We start from the raw sequence: 20986 nt of genomic DNA on the forward strand, positions 1-20986 counted from the left end.
GTAACCATGAACCAACGCCCAGGACCTCGCCGACCGCGGCGTCCGCGTCCGGCAGGGCAGCTTCGACGACCCCGCCTCCTCGTGCACGCCTTCGAAGGCGCCGAGCAGGTGCTCCTCGTCTCCCTCGACCGCGTCGGCGAGGAGTGCGTCACCGGCCACCGCAACGCCATCGACGCCGCCGTCAAGGCCGGCGTCGGCCGCATCCTCTACACCAGCCAGATGGGCGCCGCCCACGACTCCCGCTTCCAGGCGTGCCGCGACCACGCCCTCACCGAGGACCTGCTGCACGCCACCGGCCTGCCCTGGACCGCGCTGCGCAACGGCTTCTACGCGGCCAGCGCCCTGCACTTCCTGGAGCCCGCCCGCCACACCGGCGACATCGCCCTCCCCGCCGACGGCCCCGTCACCTGGACCGGCCACGACGACCTCGCCGAAGCCACCGCCGCGATCCTCGCCGAGGAGGGCCGTTTCGAGGGGCCCACCCCGCCGCTCACCGGCCCGGCGGCGCTCGACTTCGCCACCGTCGCCGCGATCGCGTCCCAGGCGACCGGACGGCCCTTCACCCGTACCGTCGTCTCCGACGACGCCTTCCACGAGCAGTTCCTGGCGCACGGCGCCCCGGCCCCGATCGCCGACCTGATGCTGAGCATCTTCGCGGCGGCACGGAACGGCGAGTTCACCGCCGTCGACCCGACACTCGCCGAGCTGATCGGACGGGAGCCCGCCACGTTCGGCACCTTGCTGGAGCGTGCCTGGGCCGAATAGACCCAGCGCCACCGCCGATGAACGGATGCCGAATGATCCACCGGCTTCTTCCCCGGACGTTCTAGTACGGCACTCGTGGGGCAGCTTCAGAAGCGCCAGCGGGTCGCGGTCAGACCGTCGGAGCCGTAGCCATAGGCCCGAAGCGGCGTCATCCTGTAGAAACCGTACTCCGGGGAGCCGGGCAGGCCGTCGTCGTGGACGCGGCCGCCGCGCAGCGACAAGGGCCACCCGTACTTGGTCAGGAAGGCGTCGGCCACCTCCTGCTGCCGCGCAGGGTCCAGGACGGGGACGGCCGTGCCTTCGAGGACGAGGTCGAGATCCGGGCCGGCGACGGTGAGGACGCAGTGGCCGCTGTGGGCGAGGTTCCTGCCTTTGCGAGAGCCGGGCCGGGTGGTGAAGCACACGCTCTCATCGGCCCAGACGGGCATCAGCGGCATGGCGTGCGGGCGTCCGTCGGGCCGTACGGTGGACAGCCAGGCTTTCGGTGCCCCCTGCAGACAGGCCCGGGCCTGCGCCCAGGGTTTCACGGTCGTCGCGTCGGTGCTCATCGGGGTCGCGTCGGCGTCGCTGAACAACAGTTCGGCGACGGGCGTCGGTGCGGGCATGGCGGAGGTCTCCCCCTTTGGGTCGGTTGTGGGACGGGTTCAGGAGCCGTACTCGTCGTGCAGGCGCCACCACTGGTAGGGGGCGCTCTGCGGCCGGCCTTCAGGGGAGTCCTCCCAGTGCTCCTGACGCCCGTACGGGGTCAGGTCGAGGAGGGTCCAGTTGCTGCCGAGCCGTTCCACGCCCCGGCCGGTGGTGGTGTAGGTGCGGTAGACGTCCTCGCCGTCGCGCAGGAAGACGTTCAGGGCGAAGCCGTCACCCGCCCCCATGTCGTGGTTGAAGGCGCCGTCCGGGGCGGCGTACCAGGGGATGTCCCAGCCCATGCGCCGCCGGTACGGCAGGATCTCAGTCAGCGGGCCGGTGGAGACCAGCGCCAGCGACACGTCGCGGGCGTGCAGGTGGGCAGGATGGCCGAGGTTGTCGACGAACATCGAGCAACCTGAGCAGAAGTCCCCGGCTTCGTGCCACATGAAGGAGTACACGATGAGCTGGCTGCGTCCTTCGAAGAGGTCCGGCAGGTTCGCGGTGCCGTCCGGGCCGTCGAAGCGGTAGGTCCTGCTCACATGGACCATCGGCAGGCGGCGGCGTTCGGCGGCCAGGGCGTCAAGGGCCCGCGTGAGCCGCTTCTCCTTGTCCAGCAGCGCATCCCGCGCGCTGCGCCACTCCTGGTCCGAGACGATCGGGGGTCGGGTCATCCGGCACTCCTCACGAGGCTTTCTTAGGGGAAGTGACCTTCGCACCCTAACCTACTGACTTCCTTGAGGGAAGTCAGTCGGCTACGCTGACCGCATGCAGCGCACCCGGTTCGACGAAATGGCCTGCTCCATCGCCCGCACCCTGGACGTCATCGGCGAGCCCTGGTCCCCGCTGATCCTGCGGGACGTCTACGTCGGCATCGCCCGCTTCGACGAGCTCCAGCGCGACCTCGGCATCTCGAGCAAGGTGCTCAGCGAACGGCTGAAGTGGCTCATCGGCCACGACGTCCTGGAACGCCGCGAGTACTCCCGACGCCCGCCGCGCCACGAGTACGTCCTCACCCAGAAAGGCCGCGAGCTGTGCGACCTGCTGCTGGTGATGGCCCGCTGGGGCGACCGCTGGACGGCCGGCACGTCGGGGCCGCCCGTCCTGTACCGGCACCACGCCTGTGGCCAGATCGGCCACGTGGAACTGCACTGCTCGGTCTGCGGGCAGCCGATGCGCGCCACGGACGTCGACGTCCTGCCCGGCCCCGGTGCCGAAGAGAACGTACGTGCCGGTGCCGCGGGGTCAGGATGAGGCGCGCGCAAGGGCGCCCGCAGTGAGCGTGGCCAGCATGTCACGCAGATGGGCCGCGAAGTCCATCCTGTAGATCGCGAGAGAGGGGTCGGCCTCGTAGGCGGCGAGCATCGCCTCCGACGGCCGCGCGTGCGTCCATACGGCGCCGATCGCCATGATCATCGCTGCGGTCAACTGGGGGGCGTTGTCGCCCAGCTCGGGAAGGTGGTGGCGGGCGAGGGCGGCCATGGCGCCGACGTTGGCCACCGCTGCCCGCTTGTAGCGGGCGGCGACCTCCGCGGAGACGTTGTGTTCGAGGACCCCCGCCTGCGCGCTCAGCAGGTCGCACAGGACCGGGCGTTCGACGAGGGATGCGGTGACGGCGGCGGCGAACCGGTCGCCGCGCCTGCTCACCGGCTCCGCCGGGTCGATGCCGGCATCCAGTTGCGCCGGCAGGTCGGCCGTCCACCGGCGCCAGGCGCGGTCGAGCAGTTCCAGCAGGATCGCCTCGCGGGATTCGAAGTACCGCAGCACGTTGGATTTGGCCAGTCCGGTGCGGCGGCTCAGCTCGTTGAGGCTGATGTCAGCGACGGACATCTCGTTGAGCATGGCGTCAGCGGTGTCGAGGATGGCCTGACGCCTGATCTCCCGCTGCTCCTCACTGCGTGCGCGCTGGAAGGCGGTCATCCCCACATGTTACAGACCGGCGGTCCTTTGACATCAGACCGGCAGTCTCTTATTGTCGTCTCGACATAACAGACCGGCGGTCTAAAAACGAGGAGTGCTGTTCGCGCCCGCCATCCCGCCGAGGCCACCCGAATCCCGTCACCGAAACGCACCAGTAAGGGAGCGTGGCAGCAATGAACCACTGGACGCCCGACGACATCCCCGAGCAGACCGGCCGCACCGCGCTGATCACCGGCGGGAACAGCGGCATCGGGCTGGAGACCTCTCGCGTGCTCGCGACGCACGGCGCCCGCGTCATCCTGGCCGGACGCAGCCGGGCCAGACTCGACCAGGCCGCTGACGCCGTCCGCGCCGCCGCGCCGAAGGCGCAGGTCGGCACGCTCGTGCTCGACCTGTCCGACCTGGCCTCCGTCCGCGACGCCGCCACCAGGATCGCCGAGACCGAGACCATCGATCTGCTGATCAACAACGCCGGCGTGATGAACCTGCCCCGGCGGCAGTCCACCCGCGACGGTTTCGAGATGACCGTCGGCACCAACCACCTCGGCCACTTCGCCTTCAATGCCCTCCTGTGGCCCGCGGTGCGGCGCGCAGCAGCACCCCGCGTGGTCACCGTCAGCGCCGTCGCCGCGCGGTGGCCGATGGGCAGGCTCGACGACCTGATGAGCGAGAAGAACTACCGGGGCATGACCGCCTACGCCAAGTCCAAGCGCGCCAACGTCGTCTACACGCTCGAACTAGCCCGCCGTACCGCGAACAGCGCCCTCCAGGCTCTGGTCGTCCACCCCGGGGCGGCGATGACCAACCTCCAGCAGCACGGCTCCGGACTGCTGACCCGCATCATCACCCCCATCTCCGAACGACTGCTCATGGGATCGGCCGAAGGGGCGGCCTGGCCCTCGCTGTACGCGGCCACCAGCCCCCACGTGCGGTCGGGCCAGTTCATCGGCCCAGCCGGACGCGACCAGACCTCCGGCACCCCCGAAGCCACCAGACTCCCCAAGGGCGCCGACGACCCCGACCAGGGCAGAAGGCTCTGGGCGGCGAGCGAACAGCTCACCGGCATCACCTTCGACCCCGACGCCGGCAGGGTGCAGCGGGTCCTGCGGCGGCGCGGGTAGGCGCGGGGTCCTACGGGGAGGCGGGACCGGCAGTCGGCGATCCGCCCGTGGGGTGCGGACTCGTACGCAGACCGTCGAGCAGGATGCGGATCAGGGCGCCGGGGAAGTCCGGGTCGTTGTCGACGCCGGCGAGCGCGACGAGGCCGTCGAGGATCTGTCCGAGGGAGACGTCGTCGCGTACTTCTCCGCTGCGTTGCGCGGCACGGAAGAGGGGTTCGCCGGCCGCGATCGTGCGGGAGCGGCTGGCGCGGAGGATGGGGGTGCCATCGGCGGATTCGGAGAGGAGGACGGAGGCGAGAGGTCCTTTGCGGGCGCCGAGGGCGTGGAAGCGCATGAGCCAGGCGAAGAAGGCCTCGCCGGGCGTGTCGCCGCTGACGGATTCGGCGACTTGGCAGATGTCGTCGACGGTGTGACGGAAGAGTTCCTCGACCAGATCGAGTCTGCCGGGGAAGTTGCGGTAGAGCGTGGCCATGCCGACGCCGGCACGTCGGGCGATCTCGGCCATCGACGGTGCGGCACCGGGGTCGGCGAAGGCCTCGCGGGCGACCGCGATGATCTTCGACCGGTTGCGCTCGGCGTCGGCACGTCGGGCGGGGGCGGGCTCAGCGCTCACGACGCATGCTTCCTTCCTTCGGCGTCCAGAACCTCAGCGTACCGGATACCCTTCTCACTTCTGCTTGCAAAACGGATAGCCTGTCCGTTACGTTAATCGGACAGGCAATCCGGTTAAGCCGGATCTGCTGATCAGGACACCAGGAGAGGAACCACCATGACCGCACCTGTGAGCGTCCCGCCCGTCGCCGACGCCGCCCGCCGTGACATCCCCGCGTTCGTACGGCCCGGGGAGCGGATGATGTGGATCGGAGGCCGGCAGGTCGCCGCGGTCTCCGGACGCACGCTGCCCAACACCGACCCGGCCACCGAGGAGGCGCTGGCCAGCGTGCCGCGCGGCGAGGCGGCCGACGTCGACGCCGCGGTGAACGCCGCGCGCGCGGCGTTCACCGACCCCGCCTGGGCGGACATGAGCCCCGACCGGCGCGGCCGCATCCTGAACCAGATCGCCGACGTCATCGAGGAGCACGCCGACGAACTGGCCACCATCGACTCGGTCAACATGGGCGCACCCCGCATGCTGACCGCGCACATGCTGGCCGAGGCGAGTGAAATCTTCCGCTACTACGCGGGCTGGCCCACCAAGCTGTCCGGCGTGAGCGTTCCCGCGGGCAAGGACCGCATGGCCTACACCCGCAAGGAGCCCCTCGGTGTCGTCGGCATCATCTGGGGCTGGAACGGCCCGATGGGCCAGCTGCCCGGCAAGCTCGCCCCCGCCCTGGCCGCCGGCAACACCGTCGTGCTCAAGCCGGCCGAGACCGCCTCGCTGAGCACGCTGCGCCTGGCCGAGCTGCTGGCCGGCACCGACCTGCCGGCCGGTGTCGTGAACGTCGTCACCGGCCTGGGCGCCGAGGCGGGCCAGGCGCTGGTCGCGCATCCCGGGGTCGCGAAGATCGCCTTCACCGGGTCGACCGCGACCGGCAAGCTGGTCCAGCGCCAGGCCACCGACACCCTCAAGCGCGTGACGCTCGAACTGGGCGGCAAGTCGCCGTCGGTCGTCTTCGCCGACGCCGACCTCGACGTCGCGGTCCGCGGCGTGGCGGCCGGCTTCCTCGGTAACGCGGGACAGGCCTGCGTCGCCGGATCACGGGTGTTCGTCGAGGAGAGCATCCGCGAGGAGTTCGTCGAGAAGTTGCTGAAGACGATGGAGGCGTTCACCCCGGGCGACCCGCTGGCCCAGGGCACGCTGGTGGGACCGCTCTCCACCAAGGCGCAGTTCGACCGCGTCAGCTCCTACCTCGACATCGCCCGCGAGGAGGGCGCGAACGTGGTGACCGGCGGCGGGCGCTTCGGTGACCACGGATACTTCTTCGCCCCCACGCTCCTCGACGACGTCCACCCTGGCATGCGCGTGGTCCGCGAGGAGATCTTCGGCCCCGTCGGCGTGATCACCACCTTCACCGGCATCGACGACGCCATCGCCCAGGCCAACGACACGGACTACGGACTGGCCGCCTCCGTGTGGACCACCGACCTCACCACCGCGCACCGCATGGCCGCAGCCATCGAGGCCGGCACCGTCTGGATCAACACCTGGGCCGAGATGAGCACCGGCAACCTCCCCTTCGGCGGTTACAAGCAGTCCGGCCTGGGCCGCGAAGGCGGCTTGGAAGGACTCGACACCTACACCCAGGTGAAGACCGTCCGCATCGCGCTGTGACCACGCCACCTCACGCCTGAGCGGCCCGGCCGTCCTCGATCGCGACAGGCGGATGTCGCCGCCGCTGCCGGCACGCCACCCGAGACACAAGCTAGTTGCGGGACTATGGTTATTGCGAGTTATATGCAAGTACGAGATTTCGAGGAGAGATAGCTCATGGGGCAGTACACCCTCCCGGACATGCCGTACGACTACGCGGCCCTGGAGCCGGCGATCACCGGCGAGATCCTTGAGCTGCACCACGCCAAGCACCACGCCGCCTACGTCAAGGGCGCCAACGACACCCTGGAGCGGCTGGCCGAGGCGCGCGACAAGGGCGAGTTCGGCGGGCTGGTGGGGCTGGAGAAGACGTACGCGTTCAACCTGTCCGGGCACGTCCTGCACACGATCTTCTGGCAGAACCTGTCCCCCGACGGCGGCGACCGCCCCGACGGCGAGCTCGGCGACGCCATCACCGAGCACTTCGGCTCCTTCGACGCCTTCAAGAAGCAGCTCACCACCGCCACCGCCACCGTGCAGGGCTCCGGCTGGGGCGTGCTGGCGTGGGAGCCGCTGGGCCGCCGTCTGGTCGTCGAGCAGGTCTACGACCACCACGGCAACGTCGGCATGAACACCACCCCGCTGCTCGTCTTCGACGCCTGGGAGCACGCCTACTACCTGCAGTACCGCAACGTCCGCCCGGACTACGTGGAAAAGCTGTGGGGCCTGATCAACTGGAACGACGTCATCGCCCGTTACGACGCCGTCCGCGGCGTCTGACGCACCCCCATGCCGGCGACGCCCGCCTGGCCACAGCTTGGTCCGCGGGGCCAGGCGGGCGCCGCCCCCTTCGAGATCCGGCTCATCCCGGCGAGCGACGTGAGCGGCCTGCTGGACGCCGTGACAGAGGAGCACAGCGCCATGGCGCCGCGCTGCAGACCATAGGACATGGAGCGAGTGCCTACCTCAACGGCAGCATTATGGGAGGATCTGCCGGGATGAGTCCATTTTCGGTGGTGCGGTGGTTGCGCGCGGCGAGCTTCGCCGCCGCGTGCGCCGGCCTGGCCACCCTTGGACACCTGGCCGGCGGCGGTGCATTCGATCCGGCGGCGGCGCTGGCCGGACTGCTGCTGCTCCTGCCGCCCGCGCTGGCGCTGACCAGACGCGAGCGCTCGTTGGGCCACATCCTGCCCGCGACGGCGTTGGCGCAGGTCCTCCTGCATGTCCTGCTCAGCCGGAGTGACGTCGTCCACGAGGCGATGGGGCACCAGGTCGTGGATCATCACACCGCCTCGCCGAGCCTGGGCATGGTGCCCATGCACGCGCTCGGCGTGTTGCTGACCTCCGTGTGGCTGCGGTGGGTCGAGGAGGGCCTGTGCGCCCTGGTCCGGCAGCTTGCCGGGTGGGCGCTGCAACCGCTGCTGGTCCTGCTGTTCGTGGTCGCCGACTGGAGTTCGGCCCGGCCGCGCGCGAACGCGCCCAGAGGCGAGGACGAGACCTGCCGGGCCGCGCTCGTCCTGCGCTACGCCGTGGTACGGCGGGGACCGCCCGCCGGGGCCGGTCCCGCGGTGTCCGCGTGATCCGATGATCGTGTGCCGGCCGGCATCGCCCGTGCTGACGGGCCTGCCGTCGGCCTGCTCGCGTACGCGCTGATCACCTTCATCTGCGGGACGTCGACGACCTGCCGGACCCGCGCAGGCCACCTCGTGGCCGGGCGCCGTTTCCGGCTACCTCCAGACTCCTTCCGACAGGAAGCACCTATCGATGCGCCTTCGTCGTTCCCGCCGACCCCTGGCCGCCGCGCTGTGCGCGCTCGCGGCCCTGACCGCCGCCGGCTGCGCCGGCTCCACCAGCGGCGCCTCCAGCCGGACCGCCGCCCCCGCCGCTTCGGCGGCCGTGTCCGCCGGCCGTACCGGCTATCCCCTGACCTTCGACAACTGCGGCATGAGGCTCACCTTCGCCAAGCCCCCCGAGCGGGTGCTGATCCTCAACGGCACCAGCGTCGGCGAGGTGGAGAGCTTCATCATGCTCGGCCTGGAGAAGAACATCCTGGCCAACGTGCAGAGCTACGGCGTCTCCGACGATGAACAAGAACTTCGACGTCCCCGCCGAGCAGGTGCTCAAGCTCAAGCCCGACCTGGTGGTGTCCACCTGGTCCGGCGGGTTCGACGCCACGCAGGGATTCGCCACCCGCGGGCAGCTCGCTGCCGCCGGCATCTCCTCGCTGGTCAACCCGACCAACTGCGCCATGGGCAAGCCCGAGGCGACCGAAGAGGAGAAGCGCGCCTACCGCAACCAGTCGATCAACTCCTCGCTGGAGTTCATCAGCCTGCTCGGCCGCGTCTTCGACGTGCAGCAGCGCGCCCTCGACCTGATCGGCGAGCTGCGGACCCGCGTCGAGACGGTGCGCCGGCGCGTCGCGAGCCTGCCCGCCAGGAAGGTGCTCATCGCCTATCCCGGCATGTCCATGATGAACGCGAACGGGCTGCCCGCCGTGATGACCGGCGGCATCTACGACGACGTCATCAAGGCCGCCGGGGGCGTCAACGCCTTCGCCGGGCTGACGGCGGACGCCACCACGACCCTCAACAGGGAGCAGCTCGCCACCGCCCAGGTCGACGTCCTGGTGGTCGGCCTGTTCACGCCGGACGAGAAGGGAGACGAGGAGGCGGCCAGGATCTTCGCCGCCTACCCGCAGTGGGCCGCGTCGAAGTCCAAGACCTACACGGTGGTCTCCGACGGCGTCTACCTCGGCCCGCTCAACGCCCACGCGGTGGAGAAGATCTCCAAGGTGGTCCACCCCGGTGGCTGACACCGTGACCTCCGTGCGCGGCAGGACGCACCCCATCTCCGGGCCGGCGACCGGGCTGCTGCTGACGGCCCTGGTCGCCGCCCTGGTCGCGGCGCTGGTGACCGGCATCTCCATCGGCTCGGTCAGCCTGCCTCTCGGCCAGGTCTGGGGCGTGGTCCTGGCCTACCTGACCGGCCACGGCGCGCAGGCCGACCCGCTGCTCGGCCAGGTGGTGTGGGAGATCCGCACGCCTCGGGCGCTGCTGGCCACGCTCGCCGGGGCCGGCCTCTCCGTGGCAGGGGTGGCGTTGCAGGCCCTGGTGCGCAATCCGCTCGCCGACCCGTACGTGCTCGGCGTGTCCTCGGCCGCCTCGCTCGGCGCGGTGCTGGTCCCCGCCCTGGGCAGCACCGTCGTGGCGGGCGCGTTCGGCGTCACCGGCGCGACCTGGGCCGACCTGGGCGTGCCCGCGCTGCTCGTCGTCTGCTGCCTGGCCTGGCTGGTGCTGCAGGCCCGGGCACTCAACGCGCTGACGGCCGGGGAGGACGCCGCGATCGCCATGGGCGTGCCGGTGGCGGCGCTGCGGATCGGGCTGCTGGTGGCCGGATCCCTGCTGACGGCCACCGTGGTCAGCGTCGTGGGCGGCATCGGGTTCATCGGGCTGATGATCCCGCACATGGTGCGGTTCGTCGTCGGCGCCGACCATCGCCGGGTGCTGCCCGTCTCGCTGCTGACGGGGGCGCTGTTCGTGGTGCTGGTGGACCTGGCCGCGCGGACCGCCGACCGGCCCAACGAACTGCCGGTCGGCATCTTCACCACCGGGCTCGGCGTGCCGTTCTTCCTGTGGCTGCTGCGCCGCCGCGCGAAAGGAGGCACCGATGCGGCTTGACCTCGCGGGGGTGAGCGCGTCCATCGACGCGCGCCCCATCGTGACCGACGTGCCCCTGACGGCCGGGCCGGGCGAGTTCGTCGCGCTCATCGGCCCCAACGGCAGCGGCAAGTCGACGCTGCTGCGCACCGTGTACCGCTCGTTGCGGCCCTCGGCGGGCGCGGTCCGGCTGGACGGTCAGGACCTGTGGCGGATGCGGCCCCGCCACGCCGCCCGGCACCGCGCCGTGCTGCCGCAGCACGGCCAGGGCGGCGACGGCTTCTCCGTCGCCGAGATCGTCGCCACCGGCCGCCACGCGCACAAACGGCCGCTCGAACGCGACGGCGCCGCCGACCGCGCCGCGGTCGCCACGGCGCTGGAACGGGTGGTCGTGCTCCGCGACGGCCGCGTCGCCGGGCACGGGCCGCCCCTGGAGGTGCTGACCCCCGGCTTCATCGAGGAGGTCTTCGGCGTACGCGCGTACGCCGGCCCGCATCCGATCACCGGCCGCCCGCACATCGCCGTGGCCTCTCGGAAGGAGTGAGAACATGCGAGCTTCCAAGGTGCTGCCGTGGGTGACGACCGTCGCCCGGCTGGTGCTGGGCGGGGTGCTGATCGCGGCGGGCGCGCTGAAGATCGGCAACCCGGTGGACTCCGTCCTGGCGGTCAAGGCGTACCAGTTGCTGCCCGAGCCGGTCGCCGTACCGGTGGGCTACACGCTGCCGATCCTGGAGATCGTGGTCGGCGTGCTGCTGGTCGCCGGTCTGCTGACCAGGGTGGCCGCGGTGGTCGCCGGGCTGCTGATGCTCGCGTTCGTGTTCGGCATCGGCTGGGCGTGGGCGAACGGGCTGCGGATCGACTGCGGTTGCTTCGGCGGCGGCGGCCAGCTGGGAGCAGGGCAGGAGCCGGCCTACCTGCTCGACATCGTGCGGGATTTCGGCCTCGTGCTGCTCGGCGGCTGGATCGTCCGGTTTCCCCCTGGCCGGTTCTCGCTGGATGGCGCCCTTCACCTGACCAGTGACGTTGATGATGAGGAGAACGAGCAATGACGGAGAACGAGCGGGCCAAGGCTCCCTCCCGGCGCGAGAAGATCAAGGAACAGCAGGCGGCCGCCCGCGCCCGGGACAAGCGCCGGCGTCTGGTCACGTACCTCACGGCGGGCACCGTCGCCGTGGCGGCGGTCGTCGTCGGCGTGTGGTACGCCGCCGGCACGTCCCGTTCCGAGGAGGCGGGAGACGGGCTCGCGCCGATCACCGTCCAGCCGGACGGGAGCGTCGTCATGGCCAAGGCGGGCGTCACCGCTCCGGTCGTCGACGTGTACGAGGACTTCCAGTGCCCGGCCTGCAAGGAGGCCGAGCGGGTCAGCGGGCAGACGTTCAAGAACCTCGCCGCCGAGGGCAGGGCGAAGGTCGTCTACCACCCGATCACGATCTTCTCCCAGGAGCCGACCAGGTCCAACTCCGTACACGCGGGCAACGCCTCACGCTGCGTGGCCGACGGCAGCCAGTGGATGGCCTTCCACGACCTGCTCTTCGCCGGCCAGCCCGCCGAGACCGTCGAGGGCTTCACCAACGACCAGCTCCTGAGCTGGGGCAAGGAGGCGGGGGTGAGCGCGCCGGGCTTCGAGCGGTGCGTCACCGGGCAGCAGCACGCCCAAGCTCACCTGACGTACAGCCAGAAGATCGGCGACGAGCAGAAGCTGTCCCACACGCCGACCGTGAAGCTGAACGGCACGGAGCTCGACAACGCGGTGGTGTTCAGTCCCGCGCAACTACGGGACGAGGTGACACGGGCCGCCCGCTGAGGCCGATCCGACGGTGATGTTCAAGGCGGCGCCTTCGTCCCCTCAGCTCGCTCGCGTGGCGGCGTCCCGGTCGGCGATGTACGTGCAGCCGCTGGCAGGGCTCTCGGTCGAGGCGATGACGGCGTCGAGGCGGTCACGGGTGCGGGTCAGCCCGGCGATCTGGGCGTCGATGCGATCGCGTTCGGCGAACAGCCGGGCCCGGGACTCAGGAGTGCTGACCTTGGCCTCGACGCAGGGCAGCAGCTCGGCGATGGTCCGGCTGGACAGGCCGGCCGCGTAGAGCATCTGGATCAGGTGGACCCGCTCGACCACCGATTCGGGATAGCGGCGCTGCCCGGAGGCGCTGCGGTGCGCCTCCAGCAGGCCCTGCTCCTCGTAGTAGCGCAGGGCCCGCACGCTGACGCCCGATCGCGCCGCCACCTCGCCGATCCTCATGCGTGACCTCCATCACAACACTTGCCTCTGACGTCAACGTCAGGTTTTAGCGTAGCGGCATGCAGATCAACGGAGCACATGTGCTGGTCACCGGCGCCAACCGCGGCCTGGGACGGCAGTTCGTCCTGTCTCTTCTCGAACGCGGCGCCGGCAAGGTGTACGCCACCGCCCGCCGCCCTGACCTCATCGACGTACCGGGGGTCGTCCCGCTGCGCCTCGACATCACCGACCCGGCGTCGGTGGCCGCCGCCGCGGCGGCGGCGCCCGACGTCAAGATCGTCATCAACAACGCGGGCATCTCCACCGGCGCGAACCTGATCGCCGGAGACCTGGACACGATCCGCCGCGAGCTGGACACCCACTTCTACGGCACGCTCAACGTGATCCGCGCCTTCGCGCCCCAACTGGCCGACGGCGCGATCATGAACGTGCTGTCGGCGATCTCGTGGCTCGCCGTCGACGGCGCGGGCGCCTACCACGCGGCCAAGGCCGCCGAGTGGGCGCTCACCAACAGCGTCCGCCTGGAGCTGGCCCATCAGCGCACCCTGGTGACGGGGCTGCACCTGGGCGCCGCGGACACGGACATGATGGCCTGGTACGACGGCGACAAGGGCGACCCCGAGGTGATCGTCGCGGCGGCCCTGGACGGCATCGAGGCGCATCAGCCCGAAGTGCTCGCCGACGCCTGGAGCCGCCAGGTGAAGGCGTGGCTGCCGGAGGACCCGAGCGTCGTCTACCGGGAGGCGGCGGCCGCCCTCACGGCCTGACCGGCGGGGCCGCGCGCCGGCGTTCGAGCAGGTCCCGAGCCTCCAGGAAGGGCGCGCGCAGGAAGGCCAGATGGTCCTCCCGTCCGTGCCGATGGCAGACCCGCCCCGGCCACAGCCGCCGGCTCCGCTCGTCGATGTAGGCGAGCGACCCTTCGACGAGGTTCAGCATGTGCTCGACCGTACGGGCGTCGAAGCGTTCGTAGACCGCGCCGGTGCGCACGTAGACGGGCGAGGTGTGCGCCATGATCGGCCGCGCCCAGACGTCATGGTGCCGGGCGACGCCGGCGCCGGGCCCGTAGCAGCGGGCGGCGATCCAGGAGTCCTCGCCGACCGGCACGGCGGCGGTCAGTTCGAGTGTGCGCTCCGGCCGTGGGGTGCGGTGCTCGGCGACGACCTGGCCGTTGACGACGATCTCGACGCGGTCGACGGGGAAGATCGACTCGGCGCGTACGGTGACGTCGAGGGACGCCCCGGCCGGCGCCTGGAGCTCCTGGCCCGGCCGGTGGCCGGCGATGTCGAGGCTCAGCAGCGGCCCGCTGGTCACGAAGGTGGCCCCCTCGCGCACGGCCCGGCACCACGTCCAGTAGTCCAGCTCCTCCTCCGGCGGCACGTGGGCGTAGGTGCGGAGGAGCCCGATCGGCACCTCGCTGCTCATCTTGTCCGTGCCGCCGACCAGCGTCACCCGGTAGCCGGCGTTGAGGTAGCGGTAGTACTCCTGGATGTTGTACGGGTCATAGGCGATCATCTCGACGGCGTCCAGCCGCCCGGTGGCGAGCAGGGCGGCGGCCTCCCCGTTCGGCACCGGGAAGTGCGCGAGGACGACCGTGCCGCCCTGCTCGTGGCATTCGTCGGCCCAGTGGGACAGCGTGGTCTCCAGGCCGCCGCCCAGCTCGGACTCCTCGGCGCCGCCGGTGCACCACGGCATGACCGGCCGGCGCAGGCCGAGCAGGTTGATGTGGCCCAGCATGCCGCTGCGGTTCTCCTGGCCGGCGAAGACGTGGGTGTGGCCGTCGGCGGAGGTGTGCGGGTGGCCGGTGAACTCCTCGGTGTTGGTGAACAGGTGCCCCCACTGGCTGAGCAGCAGGTTGGTGACGCGGACGTCCTCGCCGCGCGCTTCGAGCTCGGCGCCGAGCGTCGAGACGAAGTGCACGTGGGTGTCGCCGCTGTACCAGCCAGAGGCGGCCAGGTCGGTCAGCCGGGTCAGCGTCAGCTCCAGCTCGGCCTGGCCGGGCCGGATGGTGACGGTCGTGCGGAGCGGCTCGTACTCGAAGCCGCGCGCCGCCTCCACCGTGACCTCGCCCAGCGGCAGCCAGCCCTCGCAGGTGCCGTCGATGTAGGAGTAGGTGGTGGCGCCGAGCCGTACGTCGCCGCCGATGTCGAGGTTCCAGGTGTTGCCGTCGGAGTTGATGTGCCCGTGGTGGCCGTGCGGCGGGTACGGCACCCCGTCCGCCGACCGGAAGTGCACGCGGCACGGGACCGGCTCGCCGGTGGCCGCGTCGCGGACCACCGTCCGCACCCAGGCCCGCCCGGCGTCGGGCACCCGCCAGGTGACCGGGCCGTCCTCCAGGCGTCCGGCGGCGAGCAGCGCGCCCCAGTCGCAGGCGGCGAGCTCGGACGGGCCGCGCCTGAGGGTGAGGCGGGCCGAGGGGGTCGCGGCGACGCGTACGTACGCGCGGCCGTCCTCCTGCGGCGGCGCCCCCCAGCCGTCGCCGGCCTCGCCCAGCCGGCGGTAGAGGTACGTCGCCGAGCCGCGGTCGACGCTCACCGAAAGGTCCTCGGTGACCGGGCCGGCCTGCGGGGCGAGGTCGACGAGCACGTCACGCCACACGGTGCGGCCGAAGGGGTCCTCGTCCAGCTCGCTGGTGGTCACGGCGCCGACGAGGACGGCGGGCCCGAGCGAGTCGAACCGCAGGGCGCGTACGGGCACGCCGGGGCGCGGGTTGCGGCAGGGCCACAGGTAGAACCGGTAGGGCAGCACGTACGGCGAGCGGGCCTGCGGGTCGTCGATGTCGACGAACCGCGCCCCGGCCGCGTCGTAACGGCCGTGGGTGCGCGGCATGAGCTGGTGCTGGGCGTCGGGAACCGCCAGGAACGGCGTCTGCCCCCAGTCCAGCGGGATCGCCCGGTCGCTCCACAGCCGCGGGGTGGGCCCGATCTCGAACCGCTGGCGGATCGGCAGCCGCTCGGTGTGCCCGTCCTCGTAGACCAGCGTGTACTGGGCGCAGACGTCGCCCACGCTCTGGCCGTCGAACAGGTCAGGCGACTCCAGGGCGTGGGCGACCACCATCCACTCGAAGGAGCGTTCCACGGGGACGGTGACCGGCGCGGACTCCACGCGCAGCAGCGCCTGGTCGCCTCGCTCGTCGCCGAACAGGAACGGGATGCCGTACAGCGTGCGTGACCCCAGCGGGTAGGACGCGCCGTCGTCGAGCACGGAGCGCGGCGCGTTGAACACCCCCGACAGGTCGACCGGCTGGTAGCCGCGGCCGTCACGCATGCTCGCCCGCCAGGGCCGCCGGCTCGTCCACGGAGGTCTGGGCCAGCTCGGCGTACAGGTGCGGGGCGTGCGAGCGCAGGTGCAGCGCGCGGGCCACCCCCGCCGTGACCGCCACCACGGCGATCGCGATGATCACGACGTTGGTGAAGGTCCCCGCGCCGGTCAGCAGCGGCAGGTTGGCCAGGACGAGGACGAGCACCACGGTCAGCGCCACGAAGGCGAGCCCGGGGGCGATCGTGGTGCGGAAGATCCCGGCGTCGGCGCCCTGGCGGCGCAGGAACCGGATGACGGCCAGGCTGCACAGCGCCCACAGGGCGATGATGCCGAGGAACCCGAGGGCGCTCCCCCACAGCAGCAGGCCCAGGTAGGGGTCGCTTCCCGTGACGGCGAAGGTGATGACGGCGACCGCCGCGATGCCGGTCTGCAGCAGCCCGGCGGGCCAGGGCGCCTTGGTCCGCGGGTGCGTACGCCCCAGCGCCTTCGGCAGCAGCCCTTCGCGGCCGAGGGCGAAGAAGTAGCGGTTGGCGGCGTTGTGCAGCGCCAGCAGGGCGGCGAACGCGCTGGTCAGCAGCAGAACGTTCATCACCTCGACGATCGGCGCGGGGACGTAGCGGGTGAAGACGGTGACCACGAGGTTGACCGGGTCGGCCTCGGCCGCGGCGGCGATCTTGTCCGATCCGTACGCGATGACGACGATCCAGGTGATGAAGGCGTAGAAGACGGCGATGAAGCCGACGGCGATGTAGGTCGCCCGCCGGACCGTCCTGATGCCGCCCCGCGCCTCCTCGCTGAAGATCGCGGTGGCCTCGAAGCCCATGAAGGCTCCGGCGACGAGGGCGAACATGGCGGCGTTGTCCGGGGCGAGCACGGTCGCCGGGGAGAAGGACGTGGCGGCCCAGTCGCCGCTGCCCCCCTTGATCAGGACGTACACCGCCAGCACCACCAGGACGGCGGTCTCCAGGACGAGCAGGACGCCGAGGATGCGGGCGCTGGTGTGGATGCCGCGGTAGCCGAGCCAGGCGACGAAGACCAGGCCGGCCAGGGCGAAGACGTACCAGGGCACGTCCAGCCCGAAGTAGTGCGCGAAGGTGGTGTTGGCGTAGACGCCGAGGGCGCCGTACGTGCTGATCTGCAGGGCGTTGTACGCGGCCACCGCCAGCATCGCCGCGCCCGAGCCCACCGGCTTGCCGAGCCCGCGCGAGATGGTCGCGTAGAACGCTCCAGCATTACGGACATATCGGCTCATGGTCATGAACCCGACGGCGAACAGCGCCATGACCACCCCGGCGACCAGGTATCCGCCGGGGACGGCCGCGCCGCCCTTGAGGAAGTGCAGCGGGGCGACGGCGACGATGAGCGTCAGGGGCGCGAGCGCCGCCAGGACGGTGAACACCAGGTCCTTGGTCCCCATGGCGTTGCCCGCGAGGGCGTGCGCGCGTTGACCGGTGGCCTGAGCTGGCATGATGGCGCTCCTTACGTCGGGGCGGCTGCGGGGGGTCGGCCGATTAAGGGGGGAGCCTACGGTCGGCCCCGGCGGCTGGACGAGGGACGATCCGTCCAGGCGGGCGCGAGGCCGCTGTGCGTTCCGTACAACCTGGTCAGAGCTCCTCGATGGCCCGCAGCGCGAGATAGAGCTCCATGCGCGTGTCCGCGTCGGCCAGCCGGCAGCCGAGAGCGGCCTCGATCTGGCCGACGCGGTGGCGCACGGTGTTGCGGTGCACGCCGAGTTCCTCGGCGGCCCGGTCCCAGTGACCGTTGTGCCGCAGCCAGACCCGCAACGTCGCGAGCAGGTCGCCGGCGTCCTGCTGACGGCGTTCGCGCAGGGGGCGGAAGCGGCGGTCGGCGTAGTCGCGCAGGCGGCTCATGTCCAGCGCGGCGGCGAGCCCGTCGACCTCGGCGCCGCTCACCACGGACGAGCCCTGGAACAGGGCGGTGCGCAGGAGCCGCGCGGCCTCGTCGTGGGCCTCGCCCAGCCGCCCGGCCGGGTAGGCGGAGCTGATCCCGGCCGTCCAGCCCGCCCGCGAGAGATCATCAGTGAGCTTGGCCAGCGGCTCGGACTCCGGCACCAGGGCCACGTACACCTCGCCGTCCCGGTCCACGAACGGGGAGCCCAGCAGCGACGCCAGCTCGCCGAGCCCGGCCCGGCCGCCGCCGGTGGCGCGGGCGCGGACGATCCGCCAGCGGGTGTCCTCGACCCCGAAGACCTCGGCCGCGTGCCGGTCCCAGCGGGAGGAGCCGGGGGCGAGCGCCTGGGCCAGCGCCACCCGGCCGATCCGATGGGCGGGCCAGCGGTCCACCGGATCGGGCAGCAGCAGGCCCAGCAGGGACGCCGCCGTGGTGATGACGGCGTGGTCGGTGATCCCGGCCATGACCGGAGCGCCGACCGCCAGCGCGTAGCCGGTCGGCAGCGGGCCCGCCACCGACTGGATCATGACCCGCTGGTCGGCCGAGCTCATGGTGGCGCTCGCGGGGCTCGTGCTGGCGCAGACGCGGCCCAGGGCGGCCCGCACGTCGTCGCCGAACCGGGGCCGGCCCCCGGTCCACTCCCTGCCCCTGACCTGATCGGCGAGCAGCGCCCATCCCCCGACGTGCGCGGCCAGCAGCTCCAGCGTCCTGACGAGCGGCGACGGGCCCGCGGCGGTCCTGATCAGGGCGCGCTGCGCCTCGGTGAGCCGCCTGATCTCCGACAGCTCGGCGGACAGCAGCTCGCCGTAGAGCACCTCGGCGCAGGACTCGAACGTCACCGCGGGCGCGACCTCCAGCAGGGGGAGGTCGTTCGCCCGGCAGGCCGCCACGAGTTCGGGCGGCACCTGGTCGAAGACCGGCGTCACGCCGAAGCCCAGGGCTGCGACGCCGGCCGCCTTGACCCGCGCCACGTAGCCGGCGCAGGCGTCGGGCCGCAGGCTGGTGCCCGCCAGCAGCAGCAGCTCGCCGCCCTGGAGGAACCGGGACGGGTCGGGCAGCTCGCTCACGTGAACCCAGCGGATGGGGACGTCGAGACGGTCCGCGCCCGCGAGCACCCGCAGCCCCAGCCGGGCGACGAACATGTTCAGCGGCACCATGGCGCCACGCTAGCCGTCCGCCCGAGCTGCTCCGACCAGGGCGGACTCACCTGGTGACGGCGAGGAAGACCTTCTCGCTGGGCTCCAGGGTGATCCAGTCACCCTGGAAACCCTGCGGGACGTAGAACGCCTCGCCCGCGCCGAACTCCCTGCTGCGCCCCTCCGCGTCCCGCACCGCGACCCGGCCCTTGAGGATCACGCAGATCTCGTCGTAGGGCCAGGAGTCGAAGCGCACCGCGCCCGGCTCGCCCGTCCAGTAGCCGCCGGTGTAGGAGGTCGCCTCCCCGCCGAAGACCCGGAACTCCTCCTCGGTCCACGCCTCCGACAGCAGGTGGTAGTCGGCGAGCGGGGGCACGAACCGGGTGCCGGCTCCGGCGTGGATCGCGCGTACCTGGTCGATGCTCATTTCGCGGCTCCAAAACGGCGTAGCACGTTGTGCGTGATGCGTTCCACGAACGGGTCGCCCAGGCTGAGCACGTGCGCCCACTCGGTGCTGCCCCCGTTGAACACCTCTCCGTCGCCGCGGGTGAAGGCCGCGATCATGCCGGCGCCGCGCATCTCGCCTTCGTGCACGTACGCGGGCAGGTCGTCGCCCAGGTCGGCGTTGTAGGCGTAGACCTCCTCCTCGGGGCCGCCGATCGGCACGCGCCCGCCGAAGCGGTCCTCCTCGCCCCGCACCGCCGGCGCGAGCGCGAGGATCTCCAGCGTCTCGGGCGCGCCGTCCTCGAACGTCGGGTACGGCAGCCCGCGCCGGAAGGTGTACTCCACCGAGTCGAGCTCGAAGGCGGCCAGGAACGACGGCGGGCCGCCGAGCAGGTCGCCGTAGTAGAGGTCGGTGCCCTCCATGGCCCAGTGGTGCGGCCGGTAGACGGTGAAACCGCCCGACGAACGGGGGGCGGCCACGCCGTAGCGGTTGTAGATGCCGCCCAGGCCGTTGAGCCCCATGGTGGTCGCGCCCGGCCGGCCGACCGACTTGGCCTCCCACACGGTCGTGGCCAGGTGGGGCGTCCGCGCGGCCTCCGGGTCGGCGGAGGGCAGCCGGTAACAGTACTGCGTGGCGCCGTCGTCGCTGAGCCGGACCTGCCACTGGTAGTTGCCGCCGAACCTGGCCAGCCTGCCGCCCGCGTCCACGAAGGCGTCCACGGTGTCGCGCATCCGCCACGACCAGTACTCGTCGTGGCCGACCACGATCGCGCAGGCGTACCCGTCCAGCGCCTGCGGGTCGAAGTGCAGGTCGTGCTGGGTCAGGTAGTCCAGCTCGTAGCCGTTGCGCTCGGCCCACACCACGAAGTGCCGCTCGTAGGTGGCCCAGAACGCGTCGGCGTGGTGGCGGCTGTAGCCGAACAGCCGCGCCCACTCGTAGGAGGGGTAGCGCGGCGCGCCGTACATCGGCAGCGTGCCCGTGTTGGCCTCCCTCGGCGCGCCGGCCGGCTTGCGGATCATGCCGCGGGCGACGGGACGCTGCGTCGAGGCCAGCGGCGAGCCGGCGTCGGCGCGGGGGTCGTCGCCGAGCCCCCGGTAGTGGTTGGCGCCGCCCCAGTCGTTGTAGGCCAGCATCGTGCTGGTGGTCAGCACCAGCGCGGCGCGTGCCCGCCGCTCGGCGGGCGCCTTGACCACGAAGAAATGCTCGCGTTCCCACAGCTCGCCACCGGGGGTGGTCGCGCGTACGGTCACGATGTAGAAGCCGCTGCGCCAGTCGGCCGGGATCTCCAGCTCCAGCCCCGCGGGCCAGCCGCAGCCGGTGGCGTGCGCGTCGGACGGCGCCTCGAAACGCCCGGCGGACAGGCCCTCGCGCGCCCACACGACCTGCGGCTCCAGCCCGTCGCGCAGCACCTCCAGGTCGAAGGACGGGACGCTCGCGCTGAGGTGGAACCGTACGGTCTCTCCAGGGAAATAGGAGAACTTGTCGGTGTAGCACCAGACCTCGGCGGCATCCGGCGCCGCGAACGCGCGTTCGGACGGCCACCCCTTCGGGGACCATGCGAAAGCGGCCGGCAGCCCGGCCTGCTCGATCGTGTCGTCCACGACCCTCCTTCATTCGTACGGGTCTCCGAGCTTATGAACCAGGGTTTCTGCCGAAATGA

22 protein-coding genes are annotated in these 20986 nt (G+C 71.6%); 12 read left to right on the forward strand and 10 right to left on the reverse strand.

Annotated features, from left to right (window positions below):
• The first annotated feature begins 81 nt into the window (after positions 1-81).
• The gene (locus tag AC27IY_RS34845; protein WP_487180792.1) at positions 82-765 is read left to right on the forward strand and encodes an NmrA family NAD(P)-binding protein; all 684 of its coding nucleotides are present in this window, start codon (positions 82-84) and stop codon (positions 763-765) included.
• Positions 766-851: 86 nt separating this feature from the next.
• Here the strand turns inward: AC27IY_RS34845 and AC27IY_RS34850 are convergent, their stop codons facing one another.
• Positions 852-1370, reverse strand: a complete 519-nt coding sequence (locus AC27IY_RS34850; protein ID WP_423449523.1) for a pyridoxamine 5'-phosphate oxidase family protein — start codon at positions 1368-1370, stop codon at positions 852-854.
• 39 nt (positions 1371-1409) lie between these two features.
• The gene (locus AC27IY_RS34855) at positions 1410-2063 is read right to left on the reverse strand and encodes a DUF899 domain-containing protein (protein WP_423449525.1); all 654 of its coding nucleotides are present in this window, start codon (positions 2061-2063) and stop codon (positions 1410-1412) included.
• 94 nt (positions 2064-2157) lie between these two features.
• On the opposite strand from AC27IY_RS34855, the gene AC27IY_RS34860 reads away from it, so the two are divergent.
• Complete coding sequence (locus AC27IY_RS34860; RefSeq protein ID WP_423449526.1) at positions 2158-2643, forward strand: winged helix-turn-helix transcriptional regulator; 486 nt, start codon at positions 2158-2160, stop codon at positions 2641-2643.
• Here AC27IY_RS34860 and AC27IY_RS34865 read toward each other — a convergent pair.
• Positions 2635-3309: a TetR/AcrR family transcriptional regulator gene (locus AC27IY_RS34865; RefSeq protein ID WP_449955384.1), complete on the reverse strand. Its 675-nt coding sequence runs from the start codon at positions 3307-3309 to the stop codon at positions 2635-2637. The genes AC27IY_RS34860 and AC27IY_RS34865 overlap by 9 nt on opposite strands.
• A gap of 173 nt (positions 3310-3482) precedes the next feature.
• On the opposite strand from AC27IY_RS34865, the gene AC27IY_RS34870 reads away from it, so the two are divergent.
• On the forward strand, positions 3483-4430 hold the full coding sequence (locus AC27IY_RS34870; protein ID WP_487180580.1) for an oxidoreductase: 948 nt from the start codon (positions 3483-3485) through the stop codon (positions 4428-4430).
• A gap of 10 nt (positions 4431-4440) precedes the next feature.
• Here the strand turns inward: AC27IY_RS34870 and AC27IY_RS34875 are convergent, their stop codons facing one another.
• Entirely contained in the window at positions 4441-5043 is a 603-nt protein-coding gene (locus AC27IY_RS34875; protein WP_487180581.1) for a TetR/AcrR family transcriptional regulator, read from the reverse strand.
• A gap of 156 nt (positions 5044-5199) precedes the next feature.
• On the opposite strand from AC27IY_RS34875, the gene AC27IY_RS34880 reads away from it, so the two are divergent.
• The 8 genes from AC27IY_RS34880 to AC27IY_RS34915 all read left to right on the forward strand — a co-directional run bounded on the left by AC27IY_RS34880 (position 5200) and on the right by AC27IY_RS34915 (position 12141).
• Positions 5200-6702, forward strand: a complete 1503-nt coding sequence (locus tag AC27IY_RS34880) for an aldehyde dehydrogenase family protein (protein WP_487180582.1) — start codon at positions 5200-5202, stop codon at positions 6700-6702.
• A 156-nt stretch (positions 6703-6858) separates the two neighbouring features.
• Positions 6859-7461 carry a superoxide dismutase gene (locus tag AC27IY_RS34885; RefSeq protein ID WP_371248024.1) on the forward strand — a complete coding sequence of 201 codons (603 nt, stop codon included), beginning with the start codon at positions 6859-6861 and terminating at the stop codon, positions 7459-7461.
• A 218-nt stretch (positions 7462-7679) separates the two neighbouring features.
• On the forward strand, positions 7680-8261 hold the full coding sequence (locus AC27IY_RS34890; RefSeq protein WP_364447787.1) for a hypothetical protein: 582 nt from the start codon (positions 7680-7682) through the stop codon (positions 8259-8261).
• A 503-nt stretch (positions 8262-8764) separates the two neighbouring features.
• On the forward strand, positions 8765-9493 hold the full coding sequence (locus AC27IY_RS34895) for an ABC transporter substrate-binding protein (protein ID WP_487180583.1): 729 nt from the start codon (positions 8765-8767) through the stop codon (positions 9491-9493).
• Positions 9486-10358 carry a FecCD family ABC transporter permease gene (locus AC27IY_RS34900; protein WP_487180584.1) on the forward strand — a complete coding sequence of 291 codons (873 nt, stop codon included), beginning with the start codon at positions 9486-9488 and terminating at the stop codon, positions 10356-10358. Before AC27IY_RS34895 ends, AC27IY_RS34900 begins: the two co-directional genes overlap by 8 nt.
• On the forward strand, positions 10348-10881 hold the full coding sequence (locus AC27IY_RS34905; RefSeq protein WP_487180585.1) for an ABC transporter ATP-binding protein: 534 nt from the start codon (positions 10348-10350) through the stop codon (positions 10879-10881). The genes AC27IY_RS34900 and AC27IY_RS34905 overlap by 11 nt, the downstream gene beginning before the upstream one ends.
• Before the next feature lie 4 nt (positions 10882-10885).
• Positions 10886-11386 (forward strand): DoxX family protein, encoded by a 501-nt coding sequence (locus tag AC27IY_RS34910; RefSeq protein WP_364447799.1) that lies wholly within the window; start codon positions 10886-10888, stop codon positions 11384-11386.
• Positions 11383-12141, forward strand: coding sequence for a DsbA family protein (locus AC27IY_RS34915; protein ID WP_487180586.1), 759 nt, complete (start codon positions 11383-11385; stop codon positions 12139-12141). Before AC27IY_RS34910 ends, AC27IY_RS34915 begins: the two co-directional genes overlap by 4 nt.
• Before the next feature lie 42 nt (positions 12142-12183).
• On the opposite strand, the gene AC27IY_RS34920 is transcribed toward AC27IY_RS34915, so the two are convergent.
• Complete coding sequence (locus AC27IY_RS34920) at positions 12184-12576, reverse strand: MerR family transcriptional regulator (RefSeq protein ID WP_364447804.1); 393 nt, start codon at positions 12574-12576, stop codon at positions 12184-12186.
• A gap of 59 nt (positions 12577-12635) precedes the next feature.
• Here AC27IY_RS34920 and AC27IY_RS34925 point away from each other — a divergent pair, with 59 nt between their 5' ends.
• A complete protein-coding gene (locus AC27IY_RS34925) occupies positions 12636-13343 on the forward strand; it encodes an SDR family oxidoreductase (protein WP_423449541.1) in 708 nt (235 codons plus the stop codon).
• Here AC27IY_RS34925 and AC27IY_RS34930 read toward each other — a convergent pair.
• The 5 genes from AC27IY_RS34930 to AC27IY_RS34950 all read right to left on the reverse strand — a co-directional run bounded on the left by AC27IY_RS34930 (position 13333) and on the right by AC27IY_RS34950 (position 20927).
• Positions 13333-15840: a CehA/McbA family metallohydrolase gene (locus tag AC27IY_RS34930; RefSeq protein ID WP_487180587.1), complete on the reverse strand. Its 2508-nt coding sequence runs from the start codon at positions 15838-15840 to the stop codon at positions 13333-13335. The two genes, AC27IY_RS34925 and AC27IY_RS34930, sit on opposite strands and share 11 nt — an antisense overlap.
• Positions 15833-17302 carry an APC family permease gene (locus AC27IY_RS34935; RefSeq protein WP_487180588.1) on the reverse strand — a complete coding sequence of 490 codons (1470 nt, stop codon included), beginning with the start codon at positions 17300-17302 and terminating at the stop codon, positions 15833-15835. Before AC27IY_RS34935 ends, AC27IY_RS34930 begins: the two co-directional genes overlap by 8 nt.
• 136 nt (positions 17303-17438) lie before the next feature.
• Complete coding sequence (locus tag AC27IY_RS34940) at positions 17439-18902, reverse strand: PucR family transcriptional regulator (protein WP_487180589.1); 1464 nt, start codon at positions 18900-18902, stop codon at positions 17439-17441.
• Between the two features lie 46 nt (positions 18903-18948).
• Positions 18949-19308, reverse strand: a complete 360-nt coding sequence (locus tag AC27IY_RS34945) for a cupin domain-containing protein (RefSeq protein WP_364447816.1) — start codon at positions 19306-19308, stop codon at positions 18949-18951.
• Entirely contained in the window at positions 19305-20927 is a 1623-nt protein-coding gene (locus AC27IY_RS34950; RefSeq protein WP_487180590.1) for a N,N-dimethylformamidase beta subunit family domain-containing protein, read from the reverse strand. The genes AC27IY_RS34945 and AC27IY_RS34950 overlap by 4 nt, the downstream gene beginning before the upstream one ends.
• Between the last annotated feature and the right edge of the window lie 59 nt (positions 20928-20986).

The organism is Nonomuraea sp. B208 (assembly GCF_057536035.1).

Coding starts and splice junctions, on each gene's coding strand:
- AC27IY_RS34915 (WP_487180586.1), top strand. CDS start 11,383: ATGACGGAGAACGAGCGGGCCAAGGCTCCCTCCCGGCGCGAGAAGATC.
- AC27IY_RS34930 (WP_487180587.1), bottom strand. CDS start 15,840: ATGCGTGACGGCCGCGGCTACCAGCCGGTCGACCTGTCGGGGGTGTTC.
- AC27IY_RS34855 (WP_423449525.1), bottom strand. CDS start 2,063: ATGACCCGACCCCCGATCGTCTCGGACCAGGAGTGGCGCAGCGCGCGG.
- AC27IY_RS34940 (WP_487180589.1), bottom strand. CDS start 18,902: ATGGTGCCGCTGAACATGTTCGTCGCCCGGCTGGGGCTGCGGGTGCTC.
- AC27IY_RS34870 (WP_487180580.1), top strand. CDS start 3,483: ATGAACCACTGGACGCCCGACGACATCCCCGAGCAGACCGGCCGCACC.
- AC27IY_RS34880 (WP_487180582.1), top strand. CDS start 5,200: ATGACCGCACCTGTGAGCGTCCCGCCCGTCGCCGACGCCGCCCGCCGT.
- AC27IY_RS34910 (WP_364447799.1), top strand. CDS start 10,886: ATGCGAGCTTCCAAGGTGCTGCCGTGGGTGACGACCGTCGCCCGGCTG.
- AC27IY_RS34935 (WP_487180588.1), bottom strand. CDS start 17,302: ATGCCAGCTCAGGCCACCGGTCAACGCGCGCACGCCCTCGCGGGCAAC.
- AC27IY_RS34945 (WP_364447816.1), bottom strand. CDS start 19,308: ATGAGCATCGACCAGGTACGCGCGATCCACGCCGGAGCCGGCACCCGG.
- AC27IY_RS34905 (WP_487180585.1), top strand. CDS start 10,348: ATGCGGCTTGACCTCGCGGGGGTGAGCGCGTCCATCGACGCGCGCCCC.
- AC27IY_RS34895 (WP_487180583.1), top strand. CDS start 8,765: ATGAACAAGAACTTCGACGTCCCCGCCGAGCAGGTGCTCAAGCTCAAG.
- AC27IY_RS34925 (WP_423449541.1), top strand. CDS start 12,636: ATGCAGATCAACGGAGCACATGTGCTGGTCACCGGCGCCAACCGCGGC.
- AC27IY_RS34885 (WP_371248024.1), top strand. CDS start 6,859: ATGGGGCAGTACACCCTCCCGGACATGCCGTACGACTACGCGGCCCTG.
- AC27IY_RS34865 (WP_449955384.1), bottom strand. CDS start 3,309: ATGACCGCCTTCCAGCGCGCACGCAGTGAGGAGCAGCGGGAGATCAGG.
- AC27IY_RS34890 (WP_364447787.1), top strand. CDS start 7,680: ATGAGTCCATTTTCGGTGGTGCGGTGGTTGCGCGCGGCGAGCTTCGCC.
- AC27IY_RS34850 (WP_423449523.1), bottom strand. CDS start 1,370: ATGCCCGCACCGACGCCCGTCGCCGAACTGTTGTTCAGCGACGCCGAC.
- AC27IY_RS34920 (WP_364447804.1), bottom strand. CDS start 12,576: ATGAGGATCGGCGAGGTGGCGGCGCGATCGGGCGTCAGCGTGCGGGCC.
- AC27IY_RS34860 (WP_423449526.1), top strand. CDS start 2,158: ATGCAGCGCACCCGGTTCGACGAAATGGCCTGCTCCATCGCCCGCACC.